The sequence below is a fragment of the Cohaesibacter celericrescens genome, assembly GCF_002866925.1.
Lineage (GTDB): Bacteria > Pseudomonadota > Alphaproteobacteria > Rhizobiales > Cohaesibacteraceae > Cohaesibacter > Cohaesibacter celericrescens.
Genome location: NZ_PKUQ01000055.1, coordinates 316282 through 330795, shown reverse-complemented (window position 1 = coordinate 330795; position 14514 = coordinate 316282). Strand labels below are relative to the sequence as shown.

The window sequence follows — 14514 nt, the reverse complement described above, 5'->3', positions numbered from 1 at the left end:
AAAACCGGACCTCTTTTAACAATGAGGCCCGGTTTTTCATTTCATCAAAACACGGAGCGTTCCTTGTCTGCACGCACATTGGGATATCTGATAGCCCTTATCAGCTTTGCTGTTGATCAGGCCTCAAAGCTCGGCATGCTTTACGGCTTCGAAATCGAAGCGGTGATGCGGCGCGAAGGACCGGTTAGCGTTGCACCTTTTCTTGATCTGGTGCTGGTTTGGAATCGGGGAATTTCCTATGGCCTGTTGCAACAAGACAGTGAGCTAGGCCGGTATCTGCTGATCGGATTGGCCGTTGTCGCGTCTATTTTGCTTTCGGTCTGGCTCTGGCGGTTAACTGATCGGCTTACCGCCCTTGGGCTAGGGCTGATTCTGGGTGGTGCCCTTGGCAACGGCCTAGACCGTATCCTGCACGGTGCAGTGGTTGACCTGTTTCATTTTCATTGGGGCACATTCAGCTGGTATGTCTTCAATCTGGCAGATGTGTGGATTGTTGTCGGCGCAGCTTTTCTGGTCTATGAAAGCTTTTTTGGCTCAAAAGACACAGCAGACAAGTCTGGCCGCAATGATGCCGCAAATCAGTGATTTATCTTCCAATGAAACCACGTGCTCTAGGTGCTATACAGGCTGGCTTTAAGCAGGAGATCTCAGACATACTCTTGATCTTCACCCTCTTTAGGCAGTATGTCTAAGCTTGTTCGCACCTGTGGGTGTTTAATTTGTTTCATTTGCGTATCGGGCAACCTGCGTTTTTCGCGCAAATATCGTCCGAGTAATGCCCGACTAGTGTAAGGCAAACTGACATGATCGATGCAAAGCCTGCTGGCCAAGCTGCCTCTTCAATCGCACAAGCCGATAAAAGCCAGACCAGAATCACATCTGGCCTTTTTGCTTTTGCCCTTGCTGCGCCTTTGACCCTTGGGCTCTCGGCCTGTTCAGGCATTGGCGGCACGACGTACGGCACTGGCGAAAGCCAGGAAGCCGCGTTGCTCGACGATGTCACCAGCGGTTTAGGCATTATACCTAAAACGCAGAAAGACCCGATTGATTATTCGGCCCGCGCGGGTTTGGTGCTTCCTCCGGAAGGCACAGCATTGCCAGCGCCGGAAGACGGGTCTCGCGTCGCATCAAGCGCAGCGGCTAATTGGCCACAAGATCCAGACAGATTACGAAAGCTTTATCATGAGCGCATGGAGACAATGACGGAAGCCGAGCGCCAGCAGCTACTTGCCGCCATCCGTCGCTTGCCGCCAGAACAACGCGATGAGATTATCAAGAATGATCCTCGCGCCACAAGCTTTGCCAACCAGATCAAAGAACCAGATCCAATGACAGCTTCGGCGGCGGAACTGGCTGCATATGAAAAACAAGTCCAAGAGCGCAAAGCGCTCATCCGGTTGAAAAATGGCGAAGGCGTAAAAGGCCGTCAATATTTGACGCAGCCTCCAGAACGCTTCACAGAGACCACGCCGGAAATCGAACGAGAAATGGCCAAGATTGATCCTGAAAAGCAGAATAAAGAGAAAAAAGGCCTGTTCAGTAAAATTTGGCCTTTCTAGTCCCAAGCCGATCTTAGCAGACTTCGTCACACACTGATTAATCGGCCTGCAGGCGCACTCAAACCAAGCATCAGCTTCGTACATTATAATAGCCCGCCCAAAGGACATCACTCCAGGGCGGGTTTTTTCGTTATTGGAAAGCAGAATCGCACCCCCAGGATTGTAGGAGCGCCTCAATCCACCCGATTCCCCACTGAGTATGCTGGTGCTGTAGGCGATTCCGGCTGTAAAAGAGGCTTGATGGACCGATTTCAGACCACTTGCCCTGCTGACACCGGCTTCGCTGCGGCCAGTTCGACCCGTCTACGGACTCTCAATATAGGGGTTTTCCATTAACCCCTCAGTAACGAATTGGCGGAAATGTGCCTTTTGAGGCCTGTTTTGTGTTTTTTGTGCAACAGTCCGCGCAAAGTGGTTGGGGCAACAAACACAGGAGATTGATCCTCCGTGAGAAACGCGTATTGTCTCCCTTGTCGCAAGCAGTGAAGGAATGGTCTGACTAGACTAATCACTGCGAACAAACGTTTTATTTGATTAATGAAGGTCAGAAACATGAACATCAAGAGCCTTATCCTTGGTTCCGCAGCTGCTCTCGTAGCATGTGGTTCAGCACAAGCCGCCGATCTGCCAGTAGCAGAGCCTGTAGACTACGTAAAAGTATGTGATGCATACGGCGCTGGTTACTTCTTCATCCCTGGTACAGACACTTGCCTGAAAATCGGCGGTAAAGTACTGTTTGGTGTTTCAAGCGAAGGCTTCGGTAACGATGCTGGTCTTGATCGTGCTGATGATCTGGTTAACTTCTACACAGAAACCACTTTCTCTTTTACAGCTCGTGAAGAAACCGAACTGGGCACATTGACTGCTCACATGGAATTTGACGACGCTTCCGATACAACAACTGCTGGTGGTACTGTCGGTAACGGCGCAGCAATCGACAAAGCATACATCATGCTTGGCGGTTTCTATGCTGGTCTGACCGATTCTTTGCTCGATTTCAACGCTGGTCTTGGTTACGATGACTACGGCTTCGGCTTTGGTGATCTGAACACAATCGGTTATAAAGCTGACATGGGCAACGGCGTAACTGCTGCTATCGCTCTTGAAGAGTTCAACAACAATGAAGCTGGTGCTGGTACTTCCATGCCTGCAGTTACTGCTAGCTTGTCTGTTGCACAGGGCTGGGGTTCTTTGGTTGTAGGTGCTGGAGTACATCAGGTTCGTTACACCAACTCTGCTACTTCCACTGACTTTGGTTTTGCTGTCGGCGGTGAAGGCACTTTCAATATTGCTGAAGGCCTGACATTCGGTCTTGCTGGTGGTTACGGTACTCGTATCAGCAATCTTGCAGCTGGTATTGCAGCTGGTTCACTTGCTAAAGAATGGCTTGCTTCTGCTGGTCTTGCTTATGCATTTGCTGACAACATGACATTGTCTCTTGATGCTGGCTACAAATCTGTAAACGATTTCGGTACAACAGGTGATTTCAAAGGCTGGGGCACAAGCCTTATGCTTGAGTATGTTCCTGTGAAAAACCTTAGCGTTACTGGTAAAGTCGGCTACCAGAAAATGGACTATCATGCTTCTTCTGCTACCGCAGACTGGGATGATGTTGCTGCTAAAATCGAAATCGAACGTACTTTCTAATTTAAGCCTCGCTTAATTAGAGAAACGTAAGTTTCTGAGGCCCCGAGGGTTCATTCTCTCGGGGTCTTTTTGTATGGAAATTTGCCACCATTTTACCGGACAGCACTCAACGCTGTTTCAGGCCATCGATTGAAACGTCTCTTGGGCTTTGCGAAAACGAAAAATGGTTATAACAACGTCAATTGGGTGGATGTCTCTGATATATCGGCATTCTGATCGGCATTAAGATCCAGGTCTTGAGTGGACGGCCGGACTTGATCGACACGCGTTTCAACCAAATCATTCTCCGTTGCCCTTGCATCTTGTTCAGAACGCCCTGCCGCCAAAGGTTCAATCAGAGAGGCATCGTCATTGCCAACACTATTGACCTTGCTGGAAACAGGATGAATTTTGAGCGGCCTCAAATAAGGTCTTCGCAACAATGGCCGCGCGTCTTTCATCAGATCCGAGCTGGTATCCAGCCAAAGATCAAGATCCTGTGGTTCAATCAAAACAGGCATACGACCGCTAATATCCGCCATGGCACCCTGTGCTTTATTAGTCAGGATCGCAGTGGTGTCGACCTCTTCCCCATACGGCCCCATCCAGGTTTCCCAAATGCCAGCCAACGCCATGATCTTTCCTTCCGCACTGGCAATATAATAGGGTTGCTTGTATGCACGATTGGAACCACCATTTGGACAGCTCCCACTCCATTCATAGAATCCGGACACAGGGATAACGCAGCGGCGGCGGCGGATCGCATTACGAAAAGACGGTTTTTCCTCAACGGTTTCGCTACGAGCACTATTGACCAGCGCATAGTCCTTGGGATCCTTGACCCATTCCGGCAGGAACCCCCATCTCATCAAACGGACAAGATTTACCCCACGCTCCTTTACAATGGTCAACACCGGTTGTGTTGGCGCGATATTGTAACGAGGCGGCATAGGATGCAGACTAGACAATTGTCCATCGCTGCCAAACGCGCGCAGAAGGTCGTCATTTTCAGCGGCTAGTACAATGCGGCCACTCATAACTAAACCCAACTTTCTATTGCTATGATGGTTTCAACTTGCAGAACATCGTGCTGATAGCCCTACTTATGCGTGTTAACAACAAGCTTTTAGAAACCTTAATCCTTTAAAGTCACATTAGGATCCATGAGCTATTCTTACAAGCCATCACAATGCGTTACGAGTTCAAGCATGTCAGAAACGTCATCTCTACCCGATGCATCGGTATTGCTAGCGGCAAATATCAATCCATCCACATTATTGGCAACAGATTATCTTAATCATTTCAATGAAGTACTGATGCTCATTGAAATACTCCCTGCTATGCCCGAATGTGCAGATGACGTCTTTTCGTGGCGCCCCATGACCTATGCCGACTATTTTAAACAATCGACTTTCAAAGAAAAAAATCTTGCCATCTCGCTATACGAATCGATTCCTGATGCTTTGAAATCTCGCTTTGAGAGCTTGATTCATGATGCAGATGAAAAAATATTTGGTCTGATAGAACGGATTTCTTCACTTGACGGAGACTTGTCCGGTGGCTCTTTCGAAAATCTTGCCTTTATGGCATCTACTGAGATCCGGCCTCTTATTGACCGCGCCAGTGCTCTAATCAATGATACCGCATCAGATACAGACTGGATGCTTGCTATTGACCATCCAACGGCACAGGATGAAGTCGACAGACTCTTTGACTAGAATATCAAAGGTAGGATCCATCTTGTCCTCTTCGCGTTCCTATCCTGATCACCCTTTTCTGGGTGTCAGCGCTCTCATCCGGCATCAGGCTCATATTGTTTTAATTGAACGCGGTAAAGAGCCGCATCTTGGTGTCTGGAGCCTGCCGGGCGGAGTTGTCGAGACCGGCGAACACCTTGAGGAGGCCATCGTTCGCGAGGTCCGAGAAGAGGTAGGGCTGGATTTTATTCCCGACAGTTTGTCAGAGCTCGTAGAAATCCTGCACTACGATTCTGATAATCAATGCGAGCTGCATTTTGTAATCGGCGTTTTCATCTGTGATTTATCAAGCCAGACCGAGAGCCCGCCGCAATTATCGGCAGGCGATGATGCAAAAGATGCCCGCTGGGTGGCGATTGACACACTCGATCAATACACCCTTACAGATGGTACCAAAGACGTAATTCAACGGCTTCTATCCAATGCGCAAAGCCCCATCAGGATTGGCTGAGAGCTGTTGACTGGAAGCTTGAAAGCCCTCAGGCCTCGTCTTCTTCCACAATCCAAGGCTCCTGAAGCGCCGCTTCTTCCCATTCTTGCCAAGCAGGCAATGCTTTAACGGCATCGCGATAAGCACGAAATGTGCCGCTGTTTGTAAGGGCGTATTTTTCCAATCTATTCACGACCGGCGCATACATGGCATCCACCGCGCCAAATGCACCAAACAAAAACGGCCCGCCAGATTTTTCCAAACAATCAAACCAGATTTGTTCGATTCGCTCGACATTCTTAACGACAGCTGCAGCGCTGTAGGGGTCAAGATCAAGCGGGCGAATGTCGCGGCGCATATTCATAGGGCAAGAACCGCGCAAGCCAAAAAAACCACCATGCATTTCCGCGGCATAAGAGCGCGCCAAAGCACGGTCCGTGCGATCTGCAGGCCATAGATTTGCATCTGGATACAGGTCAGCTACGGCCTCAAGAATAGCAAGGCTTTCGCAGATGGTGACGGTGTCTTTGCCGGCTTCTTCGATTTTCAATACCGGCACCTTTTTGGTGGGGGAAAAATCTATAAAATGTGCATGCCCAGTGGCTTCATCAAACGGAGAGAAATGTTCGGTAAAGGGAATGTTCTTGGCTTTCAATGCAAGCCATGGCCGAAATGACCAGGAAGAGTAATTTTTGTTGGCAATATACAGCGTCAACGCAACCATGGGAATTCCTCAAGTCAAAAGGACAGAAAAAGCCAAGATGAGAGTGTCAGAAGCGTAAAATCAAATTCACCAGAAGAAAAGGCCCGCAGATGCCTTTTCGTAAATATTGGCCCATCTTCTACCGTGACAATAGCTAGAATGTTCACTGTTACAATGAAAGCGCAAGGCTAAACCAATGGATGGCCAGGGGGAACTGACGCAATTGAGGATTTTTCGACATCGTCAGCAATCAGCTCTTCGGCAATCTCTAGGCTGACTGACACCAATTGCGAAATGCCGCGCTCGGCCATCGTCACACCGAACAAACGATCCATTCGAGCCATGGTAATCGGATTGTGCGTGATGGTGACAAAGCGTGTTTCGGTCAGGGCACGCATCTCTTCCAGCAACGTACAGAAGCGCTCAACATTGGCGTCGTCCAGTGGAGCATCTACTTCGTCGAGCACGCAAATCGGTGCTGGGTTGGTGAGAAAAACGGCAAAAATCAAAGCCATAGCGGTGAGAGCCTGCTCGCCACCAGACAATAAGGTCATGGTTTGCGGTTTTTTACCCGGTGGGCGCGCAATAATATCCAGGCCCGCATGCAATGGATCATCTGCATCGGTCAATTGAAGCTCCGCTTGTCCACCACCAAATAATTTGGCAAACAATGCCTTGAAATGTCCGTTTACCACTTCAAAGGAAGAGAGCAAACGGGCACGGGCTTCCTTGTTGAGGTTGAAAATGCCGGTACGCAGTTTTTTGATGGCCTCGATCAGGTCATCACGCTCGGTTTCCATTGTGGTGAGCTGATCGGAGATTTCAGTTGCTTCTTCGTCGGCCCGCAGATTCACACCACCAAGCCGCTCTCGTTCATTGCGCAATCTGTCTAACTTGCCCTCCACCGAAGCCATAGCAGGCAGAGGTGCGCCTTGTTTGAGGCCGGATAAGCCAAAGGTCGCGGCCGGGTCACAATCCATTGCCTCATCGATTTGTCGCTCCAACTCCTCCTTGCGCCCCTTGATGCCATTTATGCGCTCTTCCGCGCGAATGCGGGCTTCCCGCATGGTGCTCAAGCGCTCCAAGGCTACCTTCGCTGCCACACCCGCCTCTAGAGCGGCATGTTCGGCAACGGCCAGTCGGTCGCTGGCTTCCTTCTGGGCTTCTTCAGATTTTGAAATCTGCGATAACAGACCACGCCGTTTGTTGGTGATCTCGTCGGGCATGTCTTGAAGGGAAAGTCTTTCTTCATCTGTCTGGGCCAACCGCTCGTTCAGGGTGGCGATTTGCTCATCGGCATTCTGGACACGATTGACCCAACTGGCCCTCTCCCGTTCAATGGATTGCAAGCGCTTAAGTCGCATTTCTGCTTCGCGACTCATGCCCTGCGCATGCGCCCGCGCTTCGGCAACCAAGCTGCGTTTTTCGCTTTGAACCATACGAGCGCTGTCACGATCCCGCTGCAAATGCTCGAAATCAGGCAAATCGCTCTGTTGTGCCTCGGCATCAGCCAGCACCTCTTTGGCCTCTCGCTCCTCTTCCGAAAGTCTTGCCAAGGTTGCTTCCAACGTCGCTTTGCGCGCCAACAGTTGATTGGCGTCTCGCTCGGCCCGCGCCAAACTGTCACGCAAGGCAGAGAGCTGCTTTTGGCCATCGCGCAGGCCTGCACGTGCACTTTGCTCTTGCCGTGCGGCATCGGATGCTGCATCTCGCTTTTCCTGAAAAATCTGGCGCGCAGCATTGAGGCTTTTCTGGGCCTCTCCCAAACGCCCTTGCAGCAGTTCCAGCCGGTTACGCTGTTCCAGTCTTTGGGCCGCTGGCGTTGGTGCCCCTGCACGCATCACCAATCCATCCCAGCGCCACAAGTCGCCTTCCCTGCTGATCAAGCGCTGACCTGTCTTTAGCTGTTTTTGCAATCCGAACCCTAGGCTTGGAGAGACAATGCCAATTTGATTTAACCGACGCTGGAGTCTTTCTGGTGCCTTCACATAATCACCCAGACTAGGCAAATCATGGGGTAAGCTAGGGTCATCTTCATGCTGCCTCATCTCCCCCCAATGGCGCGCGGCGGCAGAATCCAGCGGCGCATCAAGATCATCGCCCAAGGCGGCGGCCAACGCAATCTCAAAGCCTGTGTCCACTTTTAGATGAGTAAGCATGGGCGGATAGCGTTCGTCCTGACTTGCATGGACAATTTTCGCCAATGTTTTGGCTTCTGTATCGAGGCGATTGAAACTGCCTTCCGCATCGGCTCGCGCACGGCGTGCCTCCGCTTCCGCCTCGCGCGTATCAGCTACTGTGGTGCTGGCATTTTCTGACGCAGTTTCCAAAGCGCCGAGGGCTTCTTTCGCCGTTTCGACCGCGGCACGGCGGTCGTCCAATCCAGAATCGCGGGTCAATTGTTCGTCGACTTTTTCCAACTCACGCTGCGTTTGTCCAGTTTGGCTGGTGACACGTGCCACACGCCCCCGTGCCGTATCTGTCGCTTGCTTTAACTGACGCGCAGTGCCTTCCGCCTCGGCCAATTGGGCCATCAGATTGTTGGCAAGACTCTCGGCTTCATTTAACTCGGCTTCAGCGGTGGACAATGCTGCATTGGCGATGGCTTGCGTCGCTTCTGTCGCCTCGTGTTCGGTGGTCAACTGTATCTTTTCATCGTCGAGCGCTTTGAGCAGTTGCGCATTCTCCGACACCAACTGCCGCTCGCGCGCCTGATCTGCCTTTAATTGCTCAATGCGTCGGGACAGATCTGCGAGCTTTTCTTTGACCCGCGTTTCTTCGCTGTCCAGCTCACGTGCCGCTAAACTCAGGCGTTGCAGCGCGGCCGCCTTAGCCGCTTGATTGTCGCGAAGTTCCGGCAATGCGTGATTGGCCACGGCTTCCTCACGCGCGGCGGCAGCCTGGGCGGCGGTTGCCTCGGCAACGTTTAACCCTGCATTGTGTAGATCTTCCTTTGCACTCGCTTCTTCATCCAGCATCTCTTTCCAGCGCAAATGATAAAGCGTCGCCTCGGTTGAACGAATATCAGAAGAAAGATTGCGATAGCGGCTTGCTTGACGTGCTTGACGTTTGAGGCCTTCGAGCTGGGTCGCAATCTGCGCCATGATATCTTCAAGGCGCTCTAGATTGGTTTCTGTCGCCCGCAAGCGCAGCTCGGCCTCGTGACGACGGCTGTGCAAACCGGAAATGCCAGCCGCTTCTTCCAAAAGGCCGCGACGTTGTGTGGGTTTTTGACTGATGATTTCACCAATCCGTCCCTGCCCGACCAAGGATGGAGAACGGGACCCCGTCGACGCGTCGGCGAACAGCAGCTGGACATCACGCGCTCGCGCATCCTTGCCGTTGATACGATAACTGGAACCGCTTTCGCGTTCTATCCGGCGGGTGATCTCCAGAGCGTCGGCATCATTGAAGCCTGCCGGTGCCGTGCGCGTGCTGTTATCGAGGTAAACGGTGACTTCGGCAGTGTTGCGCGCAGGCCTCTGGTTCGAACCTGCAAAGATGACGTCGTCCATGCCAGACGCACGCATATTTTTGTAGCTGTTTTCGCCCATCACCCATCGCAAGGCTTCAACAAGATTGGACTTGCCACAGCCGTTGGGACCGACGACGCCCGTCAGGCCGGGCTCGATGAAGAACTCCATCGGTTCAACGAAGGACTTGAACCCCAACAGCCGCAATTTGGTAAATTTCATAACCCGGCCTCCCGGATCAAATCGGCAGCAAACAGGTTCAACCCAAGGTGCTCCGAAAGCAATTTTGATAGTTTACCAAGATCGACTGGGAAAACAGAAGCTGTCTGAAAAGAAAAAAAGCGTGCCGCACGGATCGATGTCATCTGTGGGCACGCCTTTAAATTACCGGCAAAACTGAATTCACCAGTCTTATTTGAGAAGAGGTTCCAGAATTTTGTCGAATTCCTCACTCGACAGAGCTCCGACATGCTTTTCGCCATTCACAAAGAAAGAGGGCGTTGAATTGATTCCAAATTCGTTGGAACCACGTTCACGCACTGCCGTAATATCGTCCAGCAGTTTCTGGTCAGTAAGGGCTTCCTTGAAGCTTGCCTGTGTAAAACCTGCCTGTTTGGCGAGTGTCTGCAAGGCATCGACCGGATTTTCTGCATAGGCCCATGTGCGCTGCGTCGACAAGAGCAGGTCAATAACCTCTTCCGCTTTGCCACCAGGAGCCCGACGAGCCAGCATTGCACCGGCCGCAGCCAACGGATCAAGCGGGAATTCACGCAGCACAAAACGTACTTTGTCCTTGGCAATGTAATTTTCTTCCAAATGCTTGAAAGTCGTGGCGTGGAAGTTGGCGCAGTGGCCACATGTCATAGAAAAATACTCAACGATCGTCACGGGAGCATCTTCGCTACCGACGGCGATGTCTTCCAATGCGCCTTTTTCCATCAATTTCTCAGTATCGACGCTTTCAGCAAAAGCAGGCGCTGCGCTTAGAAGTGGCAGGGAAGCAAATGCAGCGATGCCTGCGGTCAGCTTCATGCCGGTCGACAATAGTTCTCTACGGGTCAGGACCATGTTGTTTTCCTTGATAGTTTGCATAGGGTTCACGAAGGACCCGTGCGCGCATCATAACGAAGACGCCCTCTGTAGTCCTGTCAATTCATATATATTTCGATCACATTTTGGCGAAGAGAGGGCAAGACTATTTCTATTGCTACATCTTAACATTTTGTAATTTGCAACAATGCGCAAATAGAGTGATGCGATGGAATGGAATTTGATACAAAAAAGGCGGTAATTGCTTACCGCCCTTTTTGTGTTTTGTTGAACGTTGCCTATTTAACAGCAATGTCTACACGGATATTACCACGTGTCGCATTAGAATAGGGGCAAACCAGATGGGCTTTGTCTACCAGCGCTTCTGCAGCACTGCGTTCCATGTCGCCCAGATCCACATCAAGATCGACATCAATGGCAAAGCCTACACCTGCCGGATTTGGACCAATGCCAACTTTCGCCGTCACGGTTGGTTCGGTTGGCAATGCGATTTTTTCCTGTGCGGCAACATATTTCATCGCGCCGAGAAAACACGCAGAATACCCTGAAGCAAACAGCTGTTCAGGATTGGTACCATCACCACCGGCCCCACCCATTTCTTTGGGTGTGCTGAGTTTGACACTGAGTTTACCATCGTCGGATTTGGCTGACCCTTCACGGCCGCCGGTTGCTGTAGCAGTGGCTGCATATACGATCTGCATATTTCATATTCCTTGGTTCTAGGTTGGTCTGACTGGTCGCTGAAAGTCTGTTCGTACATCACTGGATAGATGTAAAATATGGCATTAAAACTTGAACATTTGCATTTGAAAGACACACTGATCTCTGCTCTTTGCGTGAGGCATAGATATCGCGATAATTGTTATCGCGCAAGTTATTTTTCAGATTGCATCAAATTTTCTCGCAATTTTTCAAGACTGTTTCTTAATGCGGTCATTTCACTGGGCTGGAGACCACTGGCATCGGCGATGGCAGGGCCAATACTGGAGGCCTTTTGCCGAAGGGCTTCTCCCTTATCCGTCAACTTGATATTGAGCGCACGTTCATCACTGGCATCGCGCACACGCTCAACAAAACCGTCTTGTTCCAACCGCTTAAGAACCGGCGTTAAAGACCCAGATTTCTGTCCTAGTTGACCGCCAATGGTCTTGAGGCTAACGCTATCCTCTTCCCACAAAATGAGCATTACCAAATATTGTGGGTATGTCAGCCCGATGGGTTCTAACAAAGACTTATAAAGCTGGGTCATCGCGAGAGATGTGCAATAGAGCGCGAAACAAAGTTGCTTATCGATCGGGGCTGGGTGCATCATGGTACAACAGGATCCTGTTTATTTAGTTATCGCACAAAGTAATGCCCAAACTTCCCATTTTCAAGCAACAGGAATGACAAAATTCACTCCCGAGCGACAATCTGGCCTATTCACGAAGGGATTAAGGACCTTTCTAATACACATGCGACGCATAAATCCTGATACAGTAGGTCGGTCCTCCACGGAGTTTTCATTTTTTGATGTTGTATAAAATCTCTTTATTCACGGTGTGCTGTGCGCTTGCCATGATAGGCATCGCACCTGTTGCTGTGGCTTCGTCTGTGTCCGGCCCAGATTTTTCTCCCCGGACATTATTGCGTGATTATATGGTAGTTTCACAAATGATGGACCAGTGCCCAGAGATTGCCTCGGACCGGCGCATGTCCGACAAGAAAAAACAATTTTTGACCGCCGGCGAATATCTTGTTGATAGCCTATCCAGACGAGCCAGTACGATAAAACCGGGCCTAACCAACGCTGCAGCCAGAGGCCTTTTGCAACAGTGGATGAGCAGACAAGCGGGCAATTTCGGCAACGACCAGCTGTGCAATATGGCTTCCACTCTGCAATTAGGGCAATATATTGACACACTGAGTGCGCCCTCGACCCTCGCCCAATTACAACACTATGCGATGCGCACAGATGTCGAAATCAAACCTTTGCCTTTGACGTCAAAAGAAAACTTAAAAACCTATGCATCACCGCATTTTCAAGCCATCGCTTTGTTAACAATCGCGCAGTCCCACAGCAAAGGCATCTGCAGAACACCGAATGTAACGTCGGTGCGTTTGATCAAAAAAACGCCGAAGGAAATACGCAATAGGCCTGTTTTCATCGCGTCATCCCTGCATATTGTCGAACGCTGGGATTATGATTGCGGCGGTCGAAAGGGACGGGTAGAGCTGACATTTTCGCGCGACAATGACGGCATCATCGGGCCTTATCAGATATCCGACAAATAACAAAAGCATCATGGCCTCTGTTGCATGATGAAGGCTATCACAGACACCACACATAAAAGCTGGCTGCCGGTCCCGGGGACGTAAGGGGCATTTTGGGGGGACGGCACATGTGCTTGCTTGGGCATCAAACACTCACTCGTTTATGCAAAGATGAAACCAGATCTTTACACTACACGACCTAAGCCCTAAACAATGACAGATACCCTCTTAAATTGCATAGACGCAAAGGTGCAGTATGATCTACAAAATTATGATTGTCCTATTTGCTTCCTTATTCTCGCTGGTTTCTCTCGCTGATGTTGCTTCCGCATCTGAAAAATCAAAGAGGATATGTGCCAAAAGATTGAATGACAAAGATGTCCAGAAAGGGTTTTACGCATTCGCCTTAAGCGCAGATCGTGCACATTGTGGATGGAGCTGGAACAAAGATTCAATCAAGCACGCAGAATACAGCTCATTGAAGAGCTGTAGAAAATTCAAAGGTGCTGATTGCAAGATCATCCACAGTGGCTGCAATCCAACCAGAACAAACAAATGCAACCGATGATGACAAACACGATCGCAAATACAGTTTTCTAAAATATCGGCGTGTGGGTCACCCTTTGGCCATCACCGCGTGGCCGAGACGACGCAAGGCGGCTGCCATTTTATCATCTTCCACACCTTCAATCTGATGCTCGAGTTGGCTGACTTCATTGCGTGTTAATGCACGCAATGGCTCAGGCCTGTTGGATGGTCTGGCGCGCACTGGCCGCTGAAGGATCTGAATACGATCAATCGCGGGATATCCGAAATAGGCATTGACCCTTTGAATGATGGAGGCCTGCTCGTGTTGTAAAAACACAGACTGTGCGCCTTCACAATGAAGCACCAGTGTGCCGGGGTTAAAACCATCCCCCTCACCGCGGCGTGGCCAACGAATGCGGTCGGGTTCGGTGCATTCGGCAAATTGCGGCCCAACGATCTCATTCCAATGGCGCAAAATATCTGACGAGGCAAAGCCTTGCTTACGGCACAGAGGCGTGAGGGAAGAGCCAATCAGTTCACCCAAACGCTGGGCACCTTTTTTGGCGCGGACCTTCGGATAGGCCAACTTGGTGGTCTTTGTTTTATGCGCTGTGTTGTTATCCGGCTTTTTTTCCATTGCCCAGTCTATCCCCTCATTTCAACAGATCAATCACAGTCGAAATGGCTTTGAAACAGTCTTCGCTCAGCCCCTTATCTAATTAGTAAGCTGATTTGCCAAAATCGACCAGTGCCAAGATTGACATTCTTAAACTAGGGTAAAAATTGCGGCTTATTTGGGGATCTTGGTTCAGCCACTGCGCTTTATGCAAGTTTTTCACACACGGCGCGCCCTTTCTCTTCGACGCTCAACGTTCACCATACCGCGCCCTGTCTTTAACTGGCACAGTAACAAAATCTTAAGATAATCCTTTGGTAACCACTTTTAACCTTTTGTTATCTATAAACTTTTGGATTTCGCGAATCTTTTGCGCAATTGGCTTCAAAAACGCAAATTGCGCTAATTTATTTAACGGCTGATTTACCATGATGGCGCAGGATGACCTCAAGCGGGGGCAAATTGTCCAAATCCGCACTGAGCAATTCCAGCGGACTTTTGATCGCGGGAAAGGCTCAA

Annotated in this window: 14 protein-coding genes; 7 read left to right on the top strand and 7 right to left on the bottom strand. The window is 50.2% G+C overall.

Going from position 1 to position 14514, the window contains the following annotated elements; genetic code table 11:
• The first annotated feature begins 63 nt into the window (after positions 1-63).
• The 3 genes from lspA (at position 64) to C0081_RS22500 (ending at position 3206) form a co-directional block, all read left to right on the top strand.
• Positions 64-585 carry a signal peptidase II gene (lspA, locus tag C0081_RS22510; protein WP_245418028.1) on the top strand — a complete coding sequence of 174 codons (522 nt, stop codon included), beginning with the start codon at positions 64-66 and terminating at the stop codon, positions 583-585.
• A gap of 218 nt (positions 586-803) precedes the next feature.
• Positions 804-1559 (top strand): hypothetical protein, encoded by a 756-nt coding sequence (locus tag C0081_RS22505; protein WP_101535970.1) that lies wholly within the window; start codon positions 804-806, stop codon positions 1557-1559.
• 552 nt (positions 1560-2111) lie between these two features.
• Positions 2112-3206 (top strand): porin, encoded by a 1095-nt coding sequence (locus C0081_RS22500; RefSeq protein WP_180967024.1) that lies wholly within the window; start codon positions 2112-2114, stop codon positions 3204-3206.
• A gap of 167 nt (positions 3207-3373) precedes the next feature.
• Here the strand turns inward: C0081_RS22500 and C0081_RS22495 are convergent, their stop codons facing one another.
• Positions 3374-4222 carry an SOS response-associated peptidase gene (locus C0081_RS22495; RefSeq protein WP_101535968.1) on the bottom strand — a complete coding sequence of 283 codons (849 nt, stop codon included), beginning with the start codon at positions 4220-4222 and terminating at the stop codon, positions 3374-3376.
• A gap of 171 nt (positions 4223-4393) precedes the next feature.
• On the opposite strand from C0081_RS22495, the gene C0081_RS22490 reads away from it, so the two are divergent.
• Both C0081_RS22490 and C0081_RS22485 read left to right on the top strand, forming a co-directional pair.
• On the top strand, positions 4394-4903 hold the full coding sequence (locus C0081_RS22490) for a hypothetical protein (protein WP_101535967.1): 510 nt from the start codon (positions 4394-4396) through the stop codon (positions 4901-4903).
• Positions 4904-4925: 22 nt separating this feature from the next.
• Positions 4926-5393, top strand: coding sequence for an NUDIX hydrolase (locus tag C0081_RS22485; RefSeq protein WP_180967023.1), 468 nt, complete (start codon positions 4926-4928; stop codon positions 5391-5393).
• A gap of 28 nt (positions 5394-5421) precedes the next feature.
• Here C0081_RS22485 and C0081_RS22480 read toward each other — a convergent pair whose 3' ends face one another.
• From C0081_RS22480 to C0081_RS22460, 5 genes are all read right to left on the bottom strand, one after another.
• A complete protein-coding gene (locus C0081_RS22480) occupies positions 5422-6096 on the bottom strand; it encodes a glutathione S-transferase (protein WP_101535965.1) in 675 nt (224 codons plus the stop codon).
• A 167-nt stretch (positions 6097-6263) separates the two neighbouring features.
• A complete protein-coding gene (gene smc, locus C0081_RS22475) occupies positions 6264-9770 on the bottom strand; it encodes a chromosome segregation protein SMC (protein ID WP_101535964.1) in 3507 nt (1168 codons plus the stop codon).
• Between the two features lie 189 nt (positions 9771-9959).
• The gene (locus C0081_RS22470) at positions 9960-10616 is read right to left on the bottom strand and encodes a DsbA family protein (RefSeq protein WP_101535963.1); all 657 of its coding nucleotides are present in this window, start codon (positions 10614-10616) and stop codon (positions 9960-9962) included.
• 260 nt (positions 10617-10876) lie between these two features.
• Positions 10877-11299: an organic hydroperoxide resistance protein gene (locus C0081_RS22465; RefSeq protein ID WP_101535962.1), complete on the bottom strand. Its 423-nt coding sequence runs from the start codon at positions 11297-11299 to the stop codon at positions 10877-10879.
• Between the two features lie 173 nt (positions 11300-11472).
• Positions 11473-11910, bottom strand: a complete 438-nt coding sequence (locus C0081_RS22460) for a MarR family winged helix-turn-helix transcriptional regulator (protein ID WP_101535961.1) — start codon at positions 11908-11910, stop codon at positions 11473-11475.
• 380 nt (positions 11911-12290) lie between these two features.
• On the opposite strand from C0081_RS22460, the gene C0081_RS22455 reads away from it, so the two are divergent.
• Complete coding sequence (locus tag C0081_RS22455; protein WP_146006521.1) at positions 12291-12872, top strand: hypothetical protein; 582 nt, start codon at positions 12291-12293, stop codon at positions 12870-12872.
• A 235-nt stretch (positions 12873-13107) separates the two neighbouring features.
• Positions 13108-13419 (top strand): DUF4189 domain-containing protein, encoded by a 312-nt coding sequence (locus tag C0081_RS23925; RefSeq protein WP_101535959.1) that lies wholly within the window; start codon positions 13108-13110, stop codon positions 13417-13419.
• Positions 13420-13467: 48 nt separating this feature from the next.
• Here C0081_RS23925 and C0081_RS22445 read toward each other — a convergent pair whose 3' ends face one another.
• The gene (locus C0081_RS22445) at positions 13468-14016 is read right to left on the bottom strand and encodes a DUF721 domain-containing protein (protein ID WP_101535958.1); all 549 of its coding nucleotides are present in this window, start codon (positions 14014-14016) and stop codon (positions 13468-13470) included.
• Between the last annotated feature and the right edge of the window lie 498 nt (positions 14017-14514).

Bases quoted from the DNA above. Each gene is read 5' to 3' on its own strand.
- C0081_RS22505 (WP_101535970.1), top strand. From the start codon at position 804: ATGATCGATGCAAAGCCTGCTGGCCAAGCTGCCTCTTCAATCGCACAA.
- C0081_RS22500 (WP_180967024.1), top strand. From the start codon at position 2,112: ATGAACATCAAGAGCCTTATCCTTGGTTCCGCAGCTGCTCTCGTAGCA.
- C0081_RS22495 (WP_101535968.1), bottom strand. From the start codon at position 4,222: ATGAGTGGCCGCATTGTACTAGCCGCTGAAAATGACGACCTTCTGCGC.
- C0081_RS22490 (WP_101535967.1), top strand. From the start codon at position 4,394: ATGTCAGAAACGTCATCTCTACCCGATGCATCGGTATTGCTAGCGGCA.
- C0081_RS22480 (WP_101535965.1), bottom strand. From the start codon at position 6,096: ATGGTTGCGTTGACGCTGTATATTGCCAACAAAAATTACTCTTCCTGG.
- smc (WP_101535964.1), bottom strand. From the start codon at position 9,770: ATGAAATTTACCAAATTGCGGCTGTTGGGGTTCAAGTCCTTCGTTGAA.
- C0081_RS22470 (WP_101535963.1), bottom strand. From the start codon at position 10,616: ATGGTCCTGACCCGTAGAGAACTATTGTCGACCGGCATGAAGCTGACC.
- C0081_RS22465 (WP_101535962.1), bottom strand. From the start codon at position 11,299: ATGCAGATCGTATATGCAGCCACTGCTACAGCAACCGGCGGCCGTGAA.
- C0081_RS22460 (WP_101535961.1), bottom strand. From the start codon at position 11,910: ATGATGCACCCAGCCCCGATCGATAAGCAACTTTGTTTCGCGCTCTAT.
- C0081_RS22455 (WP_146006521.1), top strand. From the start codon at position 12,291: ATGTCCGACAAGAAAAAACAATTTTTGACCGCCGGCGAATATCTTGTT.
- C0081_RS23925 (WP_101535959.1), top strand. From the start codon at position 13,108: ATGATCTACAAAATTATGATTGTCCTATTTGCTTCCTTATTCTCGCTG.
- C0081_RS22445 (WP_101535958.1), bottom strand. From the start codon at position 14,016: ATGGAAAAAAAGCCGGATAACAACACAGCGCATAAAACAAAGACCACC.